Genomic DNA, 18,083 nt, shown 5'->3' with positions numbered 1-18,083 from the left:
TTTATTCCACCAGGATTAATTTTGGCCCATCAGGTAGCGGAAGTAGACCTGCGCGGTGCTCTCGTTGTAATCACCGAAAGTATCGTAGCCAACTTGTCCGCCAATCTGCATGTTTTTGTTCAAATGATAGTTACCGCCCACGCCTGCGCTCCAGCCAATACCATTCTGGGTTTTACCCGCGTAATACGCTTCAGTGCCGTAGCCTGCATTCACCAGTTCTTCCAGCTGTTTCTGCAGATCGGCGTTATTTGGGAAGTACGCACTCTTATCCTGAGAATAGGACTGATAACCCACTGAGCCTGATAATTTCAGATCCCAATCGTCATACTTCTGGGTGTATTCCACCGGGAAGGAGACGCTGACGTAGTTCTGCGGGCTGAAGTAACCGCCCTGGCCGTAGGAGTAGTAGCTGAGGTTCTTGTCGAAGTTCATATAACCGACGTTGATCCCCGTTTTCAGCTCGCGGTCGTCATAACGGTACGGGCGAATATACAAGCCCGCGTTGGCACTGACCGACTGGTTGCTCTTCACGTTGTTACCCAGATAGCTGTAGTAACCGCCTTCGGCGTAGAAACCGGCGTCGCCGTCATCGTAGGACAGGTTAACGCTGCCGCCGTTTTTGGTGACCTGACCCCAGGTTTTTCCGCTGTAAGTATCTTTGGTGCCGACGTAAGACAGAATACTGTCCGTGACCGCACGACGTTCAACCGTCAGGCGCAGGGTGGTGAAATCAGTCAGCTTCGGTGCCCATTGCACGCCACCGACCAGCGAGTTCAGATCCTGCCCGAGCGGTGTACTGCCGACATCGGCTTTATAGCTGTCGCCGGTCAGCGCCGCGTTAACCTCGACACCCGTCGCGCTTTGGTTACCGCCGGAAGGCGCCGCGTAGGTGGTCGGATCCGTGCCCGTAATCGTATTGTAGGCCGCACACTGCGTTGACGTGGCGTTGGTCGAGCTACAGTTCGCGGTATAACCCGTTGAAGCTGCGGATTGCAGTTTCGCAAACGTACTGTAACTGGCGATATCCAGACCGGCGGCGGCGGCGGCGGTTGCCACATCTTTCTGCGCGGACTGTGCCTGCGCCAGCGCACCCTGCCCATAACGGGCATTGCCGGTGCCGGACGGGCTGCCTGCGCTGAGGGAAACCGGCGTCACGCCGATGCTCAGACGTGACGTATCAAACGGCACGAAGGCGAAGGTCATTGGCGCTTTCGCTTCGGTCAGCTGGCTGAGGCCGCTTTCGCCGTCACGTCCGCGAATCGACATATCGCCCTGCGCCCAGGTCGCGGTTTTGCCCTGCAAATCGTCGAGCATGTCGTCGATCTGTTTTTCGGTTGCGGTGCGCTGCGCCATGGCGGTTGGTACGGCCGGTGTCGGAATATTGCCGGGAACGGTCACCTGATCAGACTGCTGCCACGGCAACACGGTGCCGTAAGAAGATTGTGTTGCCGGACGGCCCGGTGAAGTTCGCGTTGAGCGGTTGATAAACGGGTTGTCGTTTATCTGCAAACCGGCCACCTGCGCTGAACCGTCCGCACCTTCCAGACCGATCATCTTGCCCTTCGCAGAACGCAGTAACGCCAGCGCCTGCTGGTGATCGCCCTGCGCTTCGGCGACGCGGGCTTCGAGTAACAAGCGGTCCGGCGTGCGTTCGCCGCGCAGCCCGGTTAACAGTTCCTGTGCCCGTTTATTATCGCCTTCACCCAGCGCGACGTTAATGGCACCGACGCGCGCATCCTGCGTTGGTGTGTCGTTGCTCATCAGGTAGTTATAAACCTGACCGGCCTGTTTATTGAGTTTGCCGGACTGATAAAGGCGCGCCATCGCCAGCATCAGATCCCGGTTTTGTGGATCAGACTGCAACGCGACGACCAGTTTGTCGTAAGCGGCAGCGTACTGGCCCTGTTCACGTAACTGGTCGGCCTGCGTGATCACGAAACCGTTACGCAGATTGGCCAGCGCTGTTGCAGACGTGCCGGACTGAATTTGCGGATTTTGCAGGAAGGCCTGCGCTTCCATGCCCAGCCCGGCGGAATTGAGCACGGTGATTTGATCGGCATAATCGCCCGCATTGCCGTTCACGCCCTGACGCATGTTCTGGCGAACCAGCTGTACGGCCAGTGGAAGTTGTCCGGTGGCGGCGAGATTTTTTGCCAGTAAACCCACATCGGCTGGCGCGGAGGGCGGGTTCTGCGCCAGTGCGCGCAGGGTATTGCCGGCCGCTGCGCTGTTGCCCTGTTGCAGATAATTTTCGGCATCTGCCATTTGCGCATTGAAGTTGGCGCGCTGCGCCAGTTCACGCATTCCCTGATTCTGACTGTTGCGCGGAATGCGCGAGAGCAGGGCGTTGGCGGTGGCCCAGTTTTTGGTTTCGGACGCAAACAGCGCGGCGGCGTAAAGATCGGCCGATGACGCGCCCGGACGTGAAGACGGTGCCATGATGGATTGCGCCTGCGCGGTTTGCCCCTGCGATTGCAGAATGCGCGCCATATCCAGTTTTACCCAGACGTTCGACGGCTGGCGTTCCTGCGCCTGCTGAAGGATATTCAGTGCGCGCTGCGGATCGTTGCTGGCAACGGCCTGCGCCGCCTGATGGCGCATGGGTTCGATCACATCGGCCACGGTCGGCGGGTTCATCTTCGTCTGTAAACTGGCGGGCAGCGTTTTCAGAACCTGATTGGCTTCAGCGGTTTTATTTTGCTGACGCAGTACATAGAACAATCCGGCACGGGCATCGGCGTTGTCACCCAGTGCGCTGTACTGCTGTTCCGCACCGGCCAGATCGCCTTTGCGGCGCAGAATATCCGCGCGCAGCAAACTGGCTGACTGGCCTTTTTCACCGCCGACCGACGCCAGCGGGGTGACGGCGGCCAGCGCGGCGTCATAGCTGCCGGACGCGGCGGCCTCTTTGGCTTTCGCCAGCTGGGCGTAAAACGCAGAATCCTGCGCCTGGTTGCTCAGTTGTGCGCTGTTCGCGCCGCCCTGTGCAGCGGCTTTGCTCAGATATTGCGACGCTTCTTCAAAGTTGCCGCTGCGCTGTGCGATGTAACCCAGACCGGCCAGTGCATCGGCGTCGTTCGGGTTATCGGCCAGCACGCTTTCAAACTTGGCTTTCGCACTGGTGACGTCGCCGCTGTTCAGCGCCGAGAAGCCCTGACCTTTTGCCGCGCCACCAATGTTTTTCTGGAAATACGCCATCACACCGGTGTCATTGGGATGACGTGCCTGATAGGCCTGATACAAATCGCGGTCGTCTTCCTGCGGTGCCATCCACAGCAACGCCTGACGCAGTGAGCGGTCGGCTTCGCTGCTGGAACCTGCCATTGTGCTCAGCAGCTTGATCCCGTCGCGGCGGGTCGATTCCTGATACGTCAGCACTTTGCCTAATCCGAGACGTGCCTGCGTGTCGTCCGGACGGGCGGCGACGCGCTGCTGCAATCCCTGAATGGCCTGCGGCTGGAGCGATTTGTCGCCCGCCATCGTCAGGTAATATTCGGTCGCCAGGCTGTCGAGCGGCTGGTTGCCGTTGAAAATGGTGCGGTAGGCCGAAAGCGCGCCGCTGACGTTACCCTGAGCCGCCATCTGGCGGGCTGCAGCCAGCTGCGCAGGAGGAATGGACTGCATCGCCTTGGCGCTGTTGAGCGACGCCAGACGCGGGTCATCCGGTGAAACGCTGGAGAGTTTCTGACGCCACTGGTTCGCCGCCGTTTTATCGCCGCCCTGCATGGAATACAGCGACATCAGATACAACGCCTGCGCGTTGTTCGGCTCGACCAGCAGCACTTTCTGCAAGGCATCTTTCGCCAGATCATCATGGGCACGTTCATGCCAGTAAGCCGCCTGATCAAACAGGGCTTTCATGGCAGGATTGGTCGTGTCCGCCGCAAACGTGGTGGCGCTGAAACTCGCAACGCCGGCGATCCCTACCAGATAAATAGCCCTGATCACCGCCAGGGACAGTTTATGTTTTTTCATTTTCCAGCTCCGGTAATCGCCAGGTTATAGCCGGGAGTAACGGCCACCTTCATTGTTTTTGTTATTAAGACGACGCTTTTCATTTCTGACCCAGACGTTTGGCCGCATGACGACGCAACACGACGAACAGGCTCAGGCCAATCAGCAGTGAAACCAGTGTGGCAATCAGCGAGAGGATCACGATATGCGTACTCGCATACCACAACACCATCATGTACCACGGCATCTGGCCGGTCGGGAATTGCTGGCCGACGGAGAAGCTGCGAATGCCATTTTCATCGGTAATAATCGCCAGGTCACCGCGCACATTGGCGTTAATCTTCGGTGATTTCAGGTCGTTATGAATTTTCAGCAGTTGCTGGTCATCTGTGCCTGCTGCCACCACCACCACGTGATCGTTAGACCAGCGTGAACGGTAGCTGACGAAGCCGCGCCATGCGCCGGTAGAGGACAAATAGCGGTCAGCATCCACCGGCTGGCGGTACCAGTCGCCGGTCAGCCATGCCACGATACGCTGGACTTCGGTCGGCGTTTTCACGCCCATCGAACCGGCATTCACGCTGAACGGTGAATCCGCCAGCAGTTGCTGGTTGAACGACGTATCGCCCAGCGTGGTGACGGCCAGAATATCCCGGTCAAACAACGCATTATTTTTTTCATCGCCTTTCAGACCAAAAGCGACCTGTACGTGATTCACCGGTACGCCGGTCGCTTTACCTGCGCGGGCGGCCAGGTTCAGCAGCGTATGGATTTCATCCGCCGAAGGCACTTCCGGCAGCAACATCAGCGTGTCGGTGAAGTCCGCCAGTTTAGAGTACGGATAAGACGCACCGACGAAATACGACAGGTTCGGCAACTGCGCGAAATGGTAGCTTCCGCTCAGGTCGATGAAGGATTTCGGGTCGATACGGCTCTTGATGTTGTCGCTGGTCAGAATGCTGCACGGCGCATCTTTTTTCGGCTTGATGTCGAAATAGAATTGCAGCTGGTTATCCCCGTAAATCAGGTACGGCGCGAGCTGGAGGGTATAACGTTCCTGACGGCTGTCGCCGCCCAGGCGACGCCAGATGTTTTCCACCAGACCGACTTTGTTCACCGTCAGGCTGCGCAGGAAGTTGCTGTTGATGGACACATTAAGACGCGAGCTGTCTTCATCAATCCAGTTTTCCGTCGGGAAGCGGTAATCGATGCGCACCGGAATGTTGTGACCGTCCCACATGAACAGGTCCGGCGCAGCGCGGAAGGCGACCTGAATGCCGTCGTGATAAATCCCGTTGGAAATCAGCGCATCCGGATCTTTACCCGCCAGTTCGCCCAGCGTGACCGGGCGTGAGGTATCAATCCAGCGCGGCGCATCATACGGTTTGCTGGAAGGAATAGTTTGCTGTGTCACGTCCAGACGTTCGGCGTTGTTTGGCATTCCGCCGCTGATCAACCGGTAAGCGGCCTGACGCAGTTCGTTATCGTCATTGCCCAGCACCAGCAGCAGTTTATAAATCGGGTTGATCGGGTTATCGATAATCTGAATCGACGCGCCGTTGCTGGCCGGTAACGTCAGTGAACCGATTTTATCGCCCGGTTTACCAAACAGAATGCCGTTCTGATCCGGTAAATCGTTCAGGATGACCGGGAAATCGACGCTGCGATAATCGGACAACATGCCGAGATAAGAAGAAACCATCGCCGCTGCGCTGACATCGCCAGGTTTCATCGCCGCCGAAAAGCCCATGGTGATTTTCGATTCCTGCATTTGCAGGCCATCGAAGAACGGACGCGGGAAGTTACCCAGATTGCGGCCAATATTCAGTTGCTGACCTTCCAGACCAATGCTGGTGGTCGGCAAAATCGTGACCCAATATTTGTCCGACTGATCTTTCTCGCAGGTCATGGTGTTGCTGTCATGCACGCGGAAGCTCAGGTTGTTGTTGGACACCACCATCGCTGACGGAATATCCAGATCGTAAACATCCCCGCCGTTGCTGCTTTGATTGAGCGGCAGGTTGCCCAGCGGCTGGCCGTTGAGCATCAGCTCCAGCGTGGTATCACGGGCAATCAGTGCCGGGGAGATTTTCAGCGCCAGCGACAGGTGGGCGTTGGTCACCACCTCATCGGCAGGCAGCGTAAAGATAATCCCGGACTGCAACTGGCCGCCGCTGAGAGTCAGGCCGTTGGCCTGCCCCATTTCAGCCACGGTGATATTGCTGGTGACCGGCTGAACCAGCGGAACAACCGGTGGGGCAGTGGGGTCAGTGACCAGTGTGGCGGGGACTGCGCTGGTATTCACCGGCGTGGTATCAGGCTGAGGCGCATCGCCCGCCGGCACCGTCGCAACTGGCGCCGGTGCGGCTGCACTGACGGGCGCACTTTCGCCCGGCATCGGGGTAACCGGCGGCAACCATGACGGCGCAGCGGGAAGGCTGGTCGCCGGATCAACGGCCGGAGCCGGGGCTTCTTCCGCATGGGTAAATGGCAGGCTGCTGAACGTCAGCAGCAGGCCGGCGGAAATTTTCCTGAGCAGGGACACGCCCGGCACAGCAGATAAGCGGCGCTTTACGGTCTGTTTACGTGGTCGATTCATGCTGCTTCACTCTTGCTGGTGGCGTCAGCGGGTTTATTTTTGGCACGGCGCTCTTTCCAGGTGTTATAGAACAGCTCAAACACGCAACGGACAATGCTGACCAATGATTTGAACGGGTTGTCCGGCGCGTACTCTTCGCCAATCCAGGCGTCAGCACGGCATAAAACAACACGAACCAGTTCACGACGTTTCGACAGCGGCAGGTTTTCAAATTGCAGACGCAGCCGCTCTTTGTTACCGCTGATTTGCGTCACAGGGAAACTCTCTGCGCCGGAGGAAAGCTGAATTTCCACTTCTTCAATTTCTTCGTCGATGTAACGCACATCCGGCGTCACCAGCTGCACGCCGCCCATCGACATATCGATTGTGGTTGTGCGCAGTGAAATCCCGTTTGCGTAGTGAATGATGGCCGGAATAGCGACATCAATACGGATGGTTTTACGCACCTGACGGGTTTCTTTCGCCACCGCAATGGCCGCCAGCAGGATCAGCACGCTGAAACTGCCCCAGGCGACGTTCAGGGCGATAACGCTCGGGTCGATGGCAAAGTAATCGTGGAAAATTGCCCGTACCACGCCGTAACCGATGCCGATAATCATCAGAATCGCGACAATCAGGTGCGGTTTGACGATGTTGAAGTCAAAGAAGCCGACATCCAGCAGGCCGCCTTTGTCTGTCACGTTAAATTTCCCGCGTTTTGGCGCGAGCATCGTGACCAGCGTCGGCAGGATCAGATGGAATGCCATGACGGTTTCGTAGATTTCGCCCCAGAACGTATACCGGAACCGACCATTCATGCGGGAGTTGATATGCAGGGACATCACCAGGTGCGGCAGCGCGTAAGCAAAAATCAGGCTGGCGGACGAGGAAATGATATTCAGGTTGAACAGCAGGAACGCCAGCGGCGCGGTCAGAAACACCACGCGCGGCAGGCCAAACTGGAAGTGCAGCATGGCGTTTAGATAACACAGGCGTTGCTGCCATTTCAGGCCACGACCCAATAACGGATTATCCACACGGAAAATCTGCGTCATGCCACGCGCCCAGCGGGTACGCTGGACGACATGCAGGCCGAGACGTTCTGTGGCCAGACCGGCTGCCAGCGGGATATCCAGAAACGCGGTATTCCAGCCCCGACGCTGCATTTTCAGCGCGGAGTGCGCATCTTCCGTGACGGTTTCAACGGCAAAACCGCCGACTTCTTCGAGCGCTACGCGGCGGATAACGGCACAGGAACCGCAGAAGAACGTGGCGTTCCAGTTATCGTTGCCTTGCTGAACCGGGCCGTAGAACAGCGCGCCTTCGTTTGGCATGGTGCGGCCTGCGGAAAGGTTACGTTCGAACGGGTCAGGCGAGTAGAAATAGTGCGGCGTCTGGATCAGCGCCAGACGCGGATCTTTCAGGAAGCTGCCGACGGTCGCCTGCAAAAACGCGCGCGTGGCGACGTGATCACAGTCAAATACGCAAATCAGCTCGCCTTTGGTGAGTTTCATCGCATGGTTCAGGTTACCGGCTTTCGCGTGGGCGTTGTTATCACGGGTGATATAACCCACGCCCGCATCGGCGGAGAACACGGCGAATTCGTCGCGCTTTCCGTCATCGAGCACGTATATTTTGATTTTGTCTTTCGGATAATCGATGCACTGCGCCGCCAGAACGGTATCGCGCACCACATCCAGACTTTCGTTATAAGACGGAATATACACGTCAACGGTAGGCCACAGCGTGGTGTCATCCGGCAATGGCTCGATGGTGCGTTTCAGCGGCCAGGTTGTTTGCAGATAGCCCAGCAATAAAATAACCCAGACATACAGTTCGGCGAGGAATAATCCGATCCCTAAGATGGCTTCTATCGTTGAATTAAAATGCAGTGTTTCAGTCGCGCGCCAGTAAATATAACGCGTCGACATAATAACGGACATGATGACCATGACCACACTGATACGCCGGCTCTTGCTGATGCCGAGCAGGAATAAAAGCCCGATGCTGATCAGACCAAAAATGTACTGCTTCTGGCTGTCCATAGGGGTGATGATGATCACTGCTGCCACCGGCAGCAGCAGAAGCACAAGTAAGGAAAACAGGAATTTATTCATCGCTTTGGGGTCGCTGTTAACAGTGATAGTTAATAACTGCCAGATTTAGGCGCGGCGTGTAATTCACCATCACCGACTTTAATCCCTAAAATGGCGGCGACTTTCTTGCTGATCAGTTCAATATCAAATGCCGAAGCCGATACCGGACTAAAATCAATAATAGAGCGCTGCGAGGCGTTAGCCTCTGGCACGCATTCATCCCTGTGGATCGTGCCTAATAATCTTTCGTTCAGACGTTGTTCAAAGAATTGTGTGACGTCGCGGCTTAATGTTCTGCGCGTGTCACTTTGGTTCACGACGTAATATTCACCTTTTTTATTATTCAAAGGCGTACCAATTAATTTATTTTTTTCCATTAAGGGCAGTAACGACAATGACGCGGTGTCGGCCAGCATGACTACAACATGTAAATCAGCAATAGCCTGAACAGCTTTTAATGCCGGGCTTGGGCCTGGAGGGAAATCGGCAATAATAATTAAACCCGGATAATTGAGTACGGTGTTTAATCCCCGCGGTAAAAAATGCGGATCAGACGCTAACTGGTGTTCGAATTCCAGACGCTGGTCTTCCGTCACTTCGCCGTAAGGTAATACGAACGTGTTTGAACCCGCTTTGAGAATAAACTGACTCCAGTCGGATTCGTTGCCTGAACCGGCGACAAAGCCGCGCGTATCGGAAATAGGCACACCAAAATGAAGGCGAAGCGCGTTCTGCACATCAAAATCGATGACCAGTACTTTGCTGCCACTGCGGGCAAGCGAATAGGCCAGATTCGAGGCCACCGTGGTTTTTCCTACCCCACCTTTCGGTGAACAAACGCAAACTAACGGCATGAGGCAATCATCTCTAACAGGGGTTGAAGCGGTGTGTCGCGATGTAAATAAGCGCCGGCAGGCTGCGGAGCCCGCTGTTTAAACATTTGTTTAAAGCGCTGGTTAGCATCAGCGGACGCCGGGGACGCGTGTGCAACGGGCGCAGTGCTGGTTGTGTAAGGGCTGGCCGGTGCCGGTTTGTGTACAGGAGCGGGTTGATACGCCGGTACGGCAGGCTCTACGGGCTGGCTGTGAACCGGTGCGGCCTGCTGAACAGGAGCCGGTGCGCGAACCGGGGCCGGAGATACAGGCGCTTCGGGCATCACTTTTCGTAATGAATCGAGCAGACCCGAGCCGGTGTCAGGAACAACAGACTGGGCGTGCAGCGTTGGCGCGGTGTGAACCGGCTGATGTTTTCCGGGTTGCTGCGTTGCCTGCACGGGAGCAGGTGGAGCCGGAGGCAGCGTTTCACGCAGGGCGTCGAGCAAGCCAAAACCGGCTGCTGGCGGCGGCACTTCCGAAGATATTGGCGCTGCGTGAGCGTGAACCACGGGTTGAGCCACCGGCGTTTGTGGCACAGGTTGCTGATTCAAAAGAGCATGCGTTGCCGGGAGTTCGTTCATCTGCTGCGAGGCAGAGAGTGAAAACTCATCAGCAGAAATAGATTGCGGTGTGGGTTGCGTCGAACGGCCATTGTCGAGAGGTCCGACCGGGTCTTCGCTGGCTGACACTTGTTTAATCAACGTCCATTGGTTCATGGAGCCGGTAATGGATTCACCGGTTGATTTTTCGTTAAGCTCTTTATAATCAAGCTGTTCCAACTTCGTTTTATCCATAAAACGTTTAATGTCGTCATATTTATTCATAAATCCCGCCCGCTAGGATTATATATATAAGTATTTTCTGAGCGTCAAAGCGCCCCTAAAAGGCCGCTAACAAAGGAGGTGAACCGTTTAATTTTCTTTAGGTTTTTAGTGGGAATCAGACACGTCTTAATATATCAGCTCTTTAACAGCATAGAGCACTTTTTACAAAAAATAGGATTTTCACGCATAAATAACATCCCACCGATAACTGGCTCACACACAACGTTTTTTAATATTAATTATCTGCCTTTTGGTGTTAGTTCAGACTAATCATTTGCCTTTGATGTGATCGGCAGCACATAATCTCCATTAATTATCTTGAAGTCGGCATCTTATTACGCTGCTACGTATTCAATTACATTCCGTAATGTATGTTTACCGTAAGAGAAATACCCTTAAGAATAATGAGTGTAGATGCTGCCCATCAAACGTGTTGTTTTTTATAGTCAAACATTGTGAATCACCTCGAAATAACCGGTTATGAGGTATACTGCGCAGAAGTACCGTTCCTGTTAGGGTATGTGGGGCAAATCAGCCCGGCAGTTGAGGGAGAAATAAGTTGCGGGTCAGGCGTTCATTAACGATTAAGCAGATGGCAGCGGTATCCAGTATCGCTTCAATCGCCGTTTGTATTTTTATCGTCATCCAGTTGTTTCACTTTGTGCAACAGCGGAGGGATGATTACGCCCAGCAACTTGAAAATATTGCACATTCTGTCCGTGAGCCGTTGTCGCAGGCCGTGCTGGATGTTGATCTGGAAGAAACGCAGGATATCCTCAATACGCTGCAACCGGTCGGGATACTCAGCCGCGCCGACGTCGTGATGCCCAATGAGATTGCGGCCCTGCACACGCATTTCCCGCCCGGCAGGCCTGTTCCGCAATGGGTGACGCGCGGTTTTAACCTGCCTGTCACCATTTCTGTTCCTCTCTATTCTGCGGCTGCCAGCCCTAAAGCGCCCAAACCGCTGGCGTATCTGGTACTACAGGCGGATTCGTACCGCATGTATCAGTTTATCGTCAGTGCGCTCTCGACCATGCTGACGACCTATCTTTTACTGGCGCTGATCCTGACGATTTCGTTGAGCTGGGTGATTAACCGGCTGATCGTCAAACCGTTGCGATCGATTGCGAGTGAGCTGGAGTCTTTGCCGGAAAGCGAAGTGCCCTATCACCAGCTGGCGATGCCGGAACGTCATGAAGACGATGAAATCGGCATGCTGATCCGCAGTTATAACCGCAATCAGCAGCAACTGGAAAAAGCGCAGCAGAACATGAACGACGCGCTCCTGCCTCCTGAAAATAGTCTCAATAATGAAGAGCAATTTATGTTGCGCCTGCAACACCGGTTGCATTCGTCGGAGCCCGAGAAAGGCTTCCACCTGATGCTGATGGGCATTGAAAGCCTGCGTGACGACGGACATGTCGATTGCCCGCTGATCTCTTCCATTATGGATGTGCTGCCGGAACACTGTTTACTGGCGCGTCTGAGTTATAACGAATTTGCGTTGCTGGCGGGTGATGTGTCGCGGCCCTTTATGGCGATGCGCCTCGCGCGACAGATCATGGAACGCATTAATGCGCCGCAGGAAAGCGATTCGGGCAATATGTCCCTGCATCCTACCGGCAGCATTGGCATTGTTCAGCACACGGGCGAAACGCCGGTCACGGCTCAGCAACTGATGATGAATGCGCGTGCCGCCAGAGTGTCGGCGTATCAGCAGGGAAAAAACCAGATTTTGTTTTTCGAGCCGGAGCTGACAGAGAAGATCCAGAAGCGTCTGTTGCAGGAAAACGAAATTTTGCACGCGATGGAACAGAGCGATTTCACATTGTTCATTCAGCCGCAGGTCAATATGGAAACCGGCACCGTCGTCGGCGCTGAAGCCCTGCTGCGCAGAAAAATGGCCAATGGCAGTTATGGTCTGGAAAGCGATTTCATCGTGCTGGCCGAAGAAATTGGCGTGATGAGCATGTTAGGTTACAAAATCCTCGAACTGGGCTGCGGCATTCTCGCCGACTGGCAACAGCGCGGTATTACCTTGCCGCTCTCGGTGAATTTATCCGGCGTACAGGTACAGCAACGTAATTTCCTGCCGGAGCTGCGCAGCCTTCTGAGCCGCTACAAAATTAATCCCGGCCAGCTGGTGCTGGAAATCACGGAAACGGCGCGCATTGATGATTTAGATCGCGCGCTGTTGCTGCTCAGCGAGCTTCGTGCCGTAGGTGTATCGATTGAACTGGATGATTTCGGCCTGGGCTATTCCGGCCTGGATTACCTCAACCGCCTGCGCTCCTTGCCTATCGATGTGATCAAAATTGACCGCAGCTTCGTCAGCGTTCTGCCGGAAGACGAAGTGATGGTGAACATTGTGGCGTCGATTGCACGCGCGATGAACATTCAGCTGATTGCGGAAGGCGTTGAAACCGAAGCGCAGCGTCAGTGGCTGCTGAAAGAGAATATCCAGTTCGGGCAGGGCTATTTATTCTCTGCGCCGCTTTCCAAAGAAGAGTTCGAACAGAAATTCTGTCAGCCTGCCTGAATCCGCTAAAGGGCAGGAAAACCCTTCCTGTTCGGTCTTTTTCACCCCTCCTGTACTTTTTTTAATTACATTACTTCTTGCTGAATGCTTTCCGCTCCGGTTTTTCATGACCCGTTATTGCAGTGCGAAACGAAATATTTCCATCATGTTGTGCGCATGTTACTTCCCTGCTGCCGCTCATTACCTTTGACCTTACAAAAACAGAAGGCGGCGCAATCACTTCAGGATGGGTATTTATGAAAAAATCACTCTTCAAGAGCCTGTATTTTCAGGTTCTTACGGCAATCACCCTCGGTATTTTACTGGGGCATTTCTATCCCGATCTCGGCGCTCAAATGAAACCACTAGGTGATGGTTTTGTTAAGTTAATCAAAATGATCATTGCACCCGTCATCTTCTGTACGGTGGTGACCGGTATTGCGGGCATGGAAAGCATGAAGGCCGTGGGCCGCACCGGGGCGATCGCGCTGCTTTATTTTGAAATCGTCAGTACGCTGGCGCTGATTATCGGTCTGGTGATTGTGAATATCGTCCAGCCGGGCGCAGGAATGAACGTTGATCCGGCGGCGCTGGATGCCAAAGCGGTCGCGGTTTACGCCGAACAGGCGCAGAGCCAGGGCATCATTCCGTTCCTGCTGGATATCATCCCGTCGAGCGTGATTGGTGCGTTTGCCAGCGGCAACATTCTGCAAGTTCTGATGTTTGCGGTGCTTTTCGGCTTTGCGCTGCACCGCATGGGCCACAAAGGCCAGCTGATTTTCAACGTGATCGAAAGCTTCTCGCAGGTCATTTTCGGCATCATCAATATGATCATGCGTCTCGCACCGTTAGGGGCATTCGGGGCGATGGCGTTCACGATTGGCAAATATGGCGTCGGTTCGTTGTTGCAGCTCGGTCAGCTTATTCTGTGCTTCTACCTGACCTGTATTCTGTTTGTGGTTGTGGTGCTGGGGCTGATCGCCCGCTTCACCGGCTTCAGCATCTTCAAGTTTGTTAACTACATTAAAGAAGAACTGCTGATCGTGTTGGGCACGTCGTCTTCTGAATCCGCGCTGCCACGCATGTTGGATAAAATGGAGCGTCTGGGTTGCAAGAAATCGGTGGTGGGGCTGGTTATCCCGACCGGCTACTCGTTTAACCTCGACGGCACCTCGATTTACCTGACCATGGCGGCGGTATTTATCGCGCAGGCGACCAATACCCACATGGATATCTGGCATCAGATCACCCTGATTGTCGTGCTGTTGTTGTCATCGAAAGGGGCGGCGGGCGTGACCGGAAGCGGGTTTATCGTTCTGGCGGCGACACTCTCTGCGGTCGGTCACTTACCGGTTGCAGGGCTGGCACTGATTCTGGGGATTGACCGCTTTATGTCGGAAGCCCGTGCGCTGACCAATCTGGTCGGTAACGGCGTGGCAACCATCGTGGTCGCAAAATGGTGCGATCAGCTGGATGAAGGTCAGTTAAAAGCGACGCTCAATGGCCAGAAAGGCCTGACGGAAGCGGAAAAATCAGCGTCAGGTTTCTGAATAATGGTCGCTTAGCGGATGAAAATATCGCTAAACGTGCCTAAAAACGCATTTATTTAGGCTCAACCCCCCCTAATATCCACCGGTTGCTTGATGTAACCGGTGGATTATCTTCATAATAACTCCCTCAAAGGCCACCTCCGGCGCTTTTTACCAGAATATTTTCATGGGCTGCGCGACATTGCGAAAATGTCGCGGTCTAACGAAGGGCTGTAATTTACGTCCTAAACTTACGCATTCAGTTCCTGTGGGCTCGCCGAGCGGCACCGGCAGGACAGCATATTTGAACATTAGATTGTCATTACGTAGGGGTTCACATGCAGGGCACCAAAATCCGTTTACTCGTTGGTGGATTGTTGCTGGCAGCAGCCGCAAGTCATGTGCAAGCTGAAGCATTACAACCTGACCCGGCCTGGCAGCAGGGCAAGTTGGATAATGGATTTACCTGGCAGTTGCTGACCACGCCGCAACGTCCAAGCGATCGTATCGAATTACGTCTGGTGGTACGCACCGGCTCGCTGGCAGAGTCTGCCCAGCAGGCGGGCTACGCCCATTTCCTTCCGCGTCTGGCACTGATGCACAGCGAAGGATTCAGCACGTCTGAGCTGCAATCACTCTGGCAGCAAAGTATCAATCCGCAACGGCCATTGCCGCCTGCGGTCAGTTCCTATGATTTCACGATGTATAACCTGAGCCTGCCGAATAACCGTCCGGAGCTGCTGAAAGATGCGCTGAACTGGCTGGCGAATACGGCGGGTAAAATTTCTGTAACGCCTGCGCTGGTCAGCGCCGCGCGCCAGGAGTCGCAGGATCCGGTGGGTTCATTGCCGCAAAATACGCAGGATGCCTGGTGGCGTACCCGTATCGCCGGCTCAACGCTGGTGGGGCATAGCCCGGATCAACTGCCGACCAAACCGGTCAATATCGAAGCCCTGACAAAGTTTTATCATCAGTGGTACACGCCGGACGCCATGACGCTGTTTGTGGTGGGTAACGTCGACAGCCGCGGGTTGGGTGAACAAATTAACCGGACATTCTCACCGCTGAAAGGCAGCCGCCAGACGCCACAAACGTTGCCGACGCTGTCTGAAGTGACGTCCAAATCCATGACCATGATGGATGGCAACCTGACGCAGGATCGCCTCTCATTAATGTGGGATAACGCGTGGCAGCCGATCCAGGACTCACAGGCGCTGGCTGCTTACTGGCGCAGTGATCTCGCGCGTGAAGCGTTGTTCTGGCATTTACAGGAAGCCCTGAAAAGCGCCTTTGAAAGTAAGAAAGATGCAACAACACCGGGTCCCGGCCTGGGTTTTGACTGCAACGTACAGTATCAGCGTGCGCAGTGCGCCATCCGTATTGATGCGCCGCAGGCCAAACTGACCGAGCTGTTTAAGCGTCTTTCCGAAGAGCTTCTGGTCGTGCGTGACAAAGGAATTTCGCAGGCAGAATTCGATGCGCTGATTGCGCAGAAGAACGATCAGCTGAGCAAACTTTTCGCCACTTACGCGCGAACTGATACTGATGTGCTGATGAGTCAGCGTTTACGTTCGCAGCAAAATGGCGTTGTGGATATTGCCCCGGAGCAATATCAGCAGTTGCGTCAGCAGTTCCTGACCACGCTGACCTTGCCGGTACTGAATCAGGAACTCAAACAGCAGTTATCGCGGGAACCGGCGATGTTAATCGCGCAACCGAAAGGGGAACCTGAGGTGAATGCGGGTGAGTTGCGGGCCATTTACGATAAGATCATGGCTCCCGCTGACGTCGCGCCTGCGGGGGATACCCCTGCGGTGGAAGTGCCAGCGGCTTCGGCGGCGGCGACTGCTCAATAAGGGTTGGCCCCTTATTTATCCTGTAAAAATTGATCGAGAAGATTTCGGTTTATCGCTTCCAGCGTACGGCTGGATGGAGAAGATTTCGGTTTTTCAATTGCGGTGACCGCTTAGCTTGTTGCGCCCAAACCGACCAAGAGAGGGAAGTGCGATCCCTCTCTTGGATCTCTCCCCGCTTTTTTCAACAAGCGCTATCGCTGGGTCGACGGACATGTTCTGTTACTCCGGCGTGTGGCGCGAAATCTTGCCGCTGCGCGGTACCTTCCTCGAGGGCTTCGAGCCTTGCGGTCTCGAACCCTCGGTCAGCAAAATTTCGGAGCGCGCCATCTCATCTTTTTAAAACATTAAAACCCGTCTGTTTTTGAATTTAGATAAGCCTCCGGCCGCTTTCAGAAAGCTTACCGAGCGAAGTGTTTCGAGACCTATGGCTCGAAACCGAGCAAGGGAACCGCGTAGCGGCAAGATTTCGCGGCAATGACTGACGTGGCTGAAACATAGCCAGCGAGCGATAGCGCGTGTTGAAAAAGCGGGGAGAAATCCAAAAGAGGGAAAGCACTTCCCTCTTTTGGTCGGTTTCGGCGCGGAAAGTTAGGCGATCACCGCAATTGAAAAACCGAAACTTTCTCAATCCAGCCATTTGCTGCAAGCGAAAACCGCGCTGCAAGCGCCCCCCGCTGGCAAGCGAAAAACCGCCCTTATGCCCGGTTTGGCATAAACTCCACCGGAATGATCGCCCCGCGATGCTGAATCACGGTACTCGCCGTCTCATGCCCGCGCACAGCGGCTTCCACCGCGCTGCCGCCGGTCAGGCGAACCGCCAGATACCCGGCGCTGAACGAATCGCCCGCCGCCGTGGTATCAATCACTTTCTCTTTCGGTAATTTAACCGCCGGAACGTCGTGCAGCTCGCCTTCGGCGCTGGACACGATGCAGCTGTCTGCGCCGCGTTTCACCACGACTTCGCTGACGCCCAGCGCGTGGGTGCGGGCAATCACTTCGTCGTACGGCTTCTGGCCCCACAGCATATCTTCGTCATCAAGCGTCAGGAACGCGATGTCCGTGCAGGAAAGCATGGCGTTGTATGCCGCCTGCGTTTTCTCTTTGCTGGCCCACAGGCGCGGACGGTAGTTGTTGTCGAAAATGACTTTTCCGCCGCGTGAACGGCAGGCTTGCAGCAGTTTCATCAAACGTTTACGGCTTTCATCGTTCAGGATTGCCAGGCTGATCCCGCTCAGATACAGATAATCGAACTCCGCCAGCTTCTGGCAAATCTCTTCGGATTGCGGGCTGTCCAGCCAGTAGCGCGCGGCGGCATCGTTGCGCCAGTAGTAAAACGTGCGCTCGCCGGTACTGTCCGTTTCAATCACATACAAACCCGGCAGTTTGTTTTCCAGACGCTGCGTTAGCGTGGTGTGGACCCCTTCCTGCTGCCACGCTTCCAGCATTTCATTGCTGAAACTGTCATTGCCCAGCGCCGTCACGTAGTGAACGTTCAGCGCATCAGGCGAAACCTGGCGGGAAATATAAACAGACGTGTTCAGCGTGTCGCCACCAAAACCACGGTGAAGGGCATCGCCTTTCTGAGACAATTCGATCATGCATTCGCCGATAACGGCAATGTTTTTGCGGGTCATTGTACCTGGCCTATGTCTGAAGCATTAAAACGAAAGGAAAGAAAAGACCGTCATTATTGCGCTCTAGTCTCTTCATAAGAATGCGGTCAGTCAAATAAATTAAAACGAGGTTTTATTTTTTTAGGCAGGAAGCGAAAAAATGAAATAAAAAGAGGGTAAAAATGGACGTCACAGGGCGTCCACCTGAGGCAGAACGGCGAGAAATGCGGAGTGATT

General features: G+C 54.8%; 9 protein-coding genes. 3 read left to right on the top strand and 6 right to left on the bottom strand.

Annotated features, from left to right (window positions below):
* Nucleotides 1-15 precede the first annotated feature (15 nt).
* From BV494_RS16255 to bcsO, 5 genes are all read right to left on the bottom strand, one after another.
* A complete protein-coding gene (locus tag BV494_RS16255) occupies nt 16-3,975 on the bottom strand; it encodes a cellulose biosynthesis protein BcsC (protein WP_104923789.1) in 3,960 nt (1,319 codons plus the stop codon).
* 79 nt (nt 3,976-4,054) lie between these two features.
* The gene (gene bcsB / locus BV494_RS16250; RefSeq protein ID WP_104923788.1) at nt 4,055-6,553 is read right to left on the bottom strand and encodes a cellulose biosynthesis cyclic di-GMP-binding regulatory protein BcsB; all 2,499 of its coding nucleotides are present in this window, start codon (nt 6,551-6,553) and stop codon (nt 4,055-4,057) included.
* Nucleotides 6,550-8,649, bottom strand: a complete 2,100-nt coding sequence (gene bcsA / locus BV494_RS16245) for a UDP-forming cellulose synthase catalytic subunit (RefSeq protein WP_104923787.1) — start codon at nt 8,647-8,649, stop codon at nt 6,550-6,552. The genes bcsB and bcsA overlap by 4 nt, the downstream gene beginning before the upstream one ends.
* A gap of 29 nt (nt 8,650-8,678) precedes the next feature.
* Nucleotides 8,679-9,482: a cellulose biosynthesis protein BcsQ gene (bcsQ, locus tag BV494_RS16240; RefSeq protein ID WP_104923786.1), complete on the bottom strand. Its 804-nt coding sequence runs from the start codon at nt 9,480-9,482 to the stop codon at nt 8,679-8,681.
* Nucleotides 9,473-10,327, bottom strand: a complete 855-nt coding sequence (gene bcsO, locus BV494_RS16235; protein ID WP_104923785.1) for a cellulose biosynthesis protein BcsO — start codon at nt 10,325-10,327, stop codon at nt 9,473-9,475. Before bcsO ends, bcsQ begins: the two co-directional genes overlap by 10 nt.
* 559 nt (nt 10,328-10,886) lie before the next feature.
* On the opposite strand from bcsO, the gene hmsP reads away from it, so the two are divergent.
* The 3 genes from hmsP (at nt 10,887) to BV494_RS16220 (ending at nt 16,233) form a co-directional block, all read left to right on the top strand.
* Nucleotides 10,887-12,869, top strand: a complete 1,983-nt coding sequence (hmsP, locus tag BV494_RS16230; RefSeq protein ID WP_104923784.1) for a biofilm formation regulator HmsP — start codon at nt 10,887-10,889, stop codon at nt 12,867-12,869.
* A gap of 236 nt (nt 12,870-13,105) precedes the next feature.
* A complete protein-coding gene (locus tag BV494_RS16225) occupies nt 13,106-14,398 on the top strand; it encodes a dicarboxylate/amino acid:cation symporter (protein ID WP_104923783.1) in 1,293 nt (430 codons plus the stop codon).
* A 317-nt stretch (nt 14,399-14,715) separates the two neighbouring features.
* Nucleotides 14,716-16,233: a M16 family metallopeptidase gene (locus BV494_RS16220; protein ID WP_104923782.1), complete on the top strand. Its 1,518-nt coding sequence runs from the start codon at nt 14,716-14,718 to the stop codon at nt 16,231-16,233.
* Nucleotides 16,234-16,928: 695 nt separating this feature from the next.
* Here the strand turns inward: BV494_RS16220 and kdgK are convergent.
* The gene (gene kdgK / locus BV494_RS16215; RefSeq protein ID WP_104923781.1) at nt 16,929-17,867 is read right to left on the bottom strand and encodes a 2-dehydro-3-deoxygluconokinase; all 939 of its coding nucleotides are present in this window, start codon (nt 17,865-17,867) and stop codon (nt 16,929-16,931) included.
* Nucleotides 17,868-18,083: the final 216 nt, after the last annotated feature.

Origin of the sequence: Rahnella sikkimica (assembly GCF_002951615.1) — a bacterium.
Classification (GTDB): domain Bacteria; phylum Pseudomonadota; class Gammaproteobacteria; order Enterobacterales; family Enterobacteriaceae; genus Rahnella; species Rahnella sikkimica.
The sequence above is the reverse complement of the archived record's forward strand: the minus strand, read 5'-3'. Positions and strand labels throughout refer to the sequence as shown.

Bases quoted from the DNA above. Each gene is read 5' to 3' on its own strand.
- BV494_RS16255 (WP_104923789.1), bottom strand. From the start codon at position 3,975: ATGAAAAAACATAAACTGTCCCTGGCGGTGATCAGGGCTATTTATCTG.
- bcsB (WP_104923788.1), bottom strand. From the start codon at position 6,553: ATGAATCGACCACGTAAACAGACCGTAAAGCGCCGCTTATCTGCTGTG.
- bcsA (WP_104923787.1), bottom strand. From the start codon at position 8,649: ATGAATAAATTCCTGTTTTCCTTACTTGTGCTTCTGCTGCTGCCGGTG.
- bcsQ (WP_104923786.1), bottom strand. From the start codon at position 9,482: ATGCCGTTAGTTTGCGTTTGTTCACCGAAAGGTGGGGTAGGAAAAACC.
- bcsO (WP_104923785.1), bottom strand. From the start codon at position 10,327: ATGAATAAATATGACGACATTAAACGTTTTATGGATAAAACGAAGTTG.
- BV494_RS16225 (WP_104923783.1), top strand. From the start codon at position 13,106: ATGAAAAAATCACTCTTCAAGAGCCTGTATTTTCAGGTTCTTACGGCA.
- BV494_RS16220 (WP_104923782.1), top strand. From the start codon at position 14,716: ATGCAGGGCACCAAAATCCGTTTACTCGTTGGTGGATTGTTGCTGGCA.
- kdgK (WP_104923781.1), bottom strand. From the start codon at position 17,867: ATGACCCGCAAAAACATTGCCGTTATCGGCGAATGCATGATCGAATTG.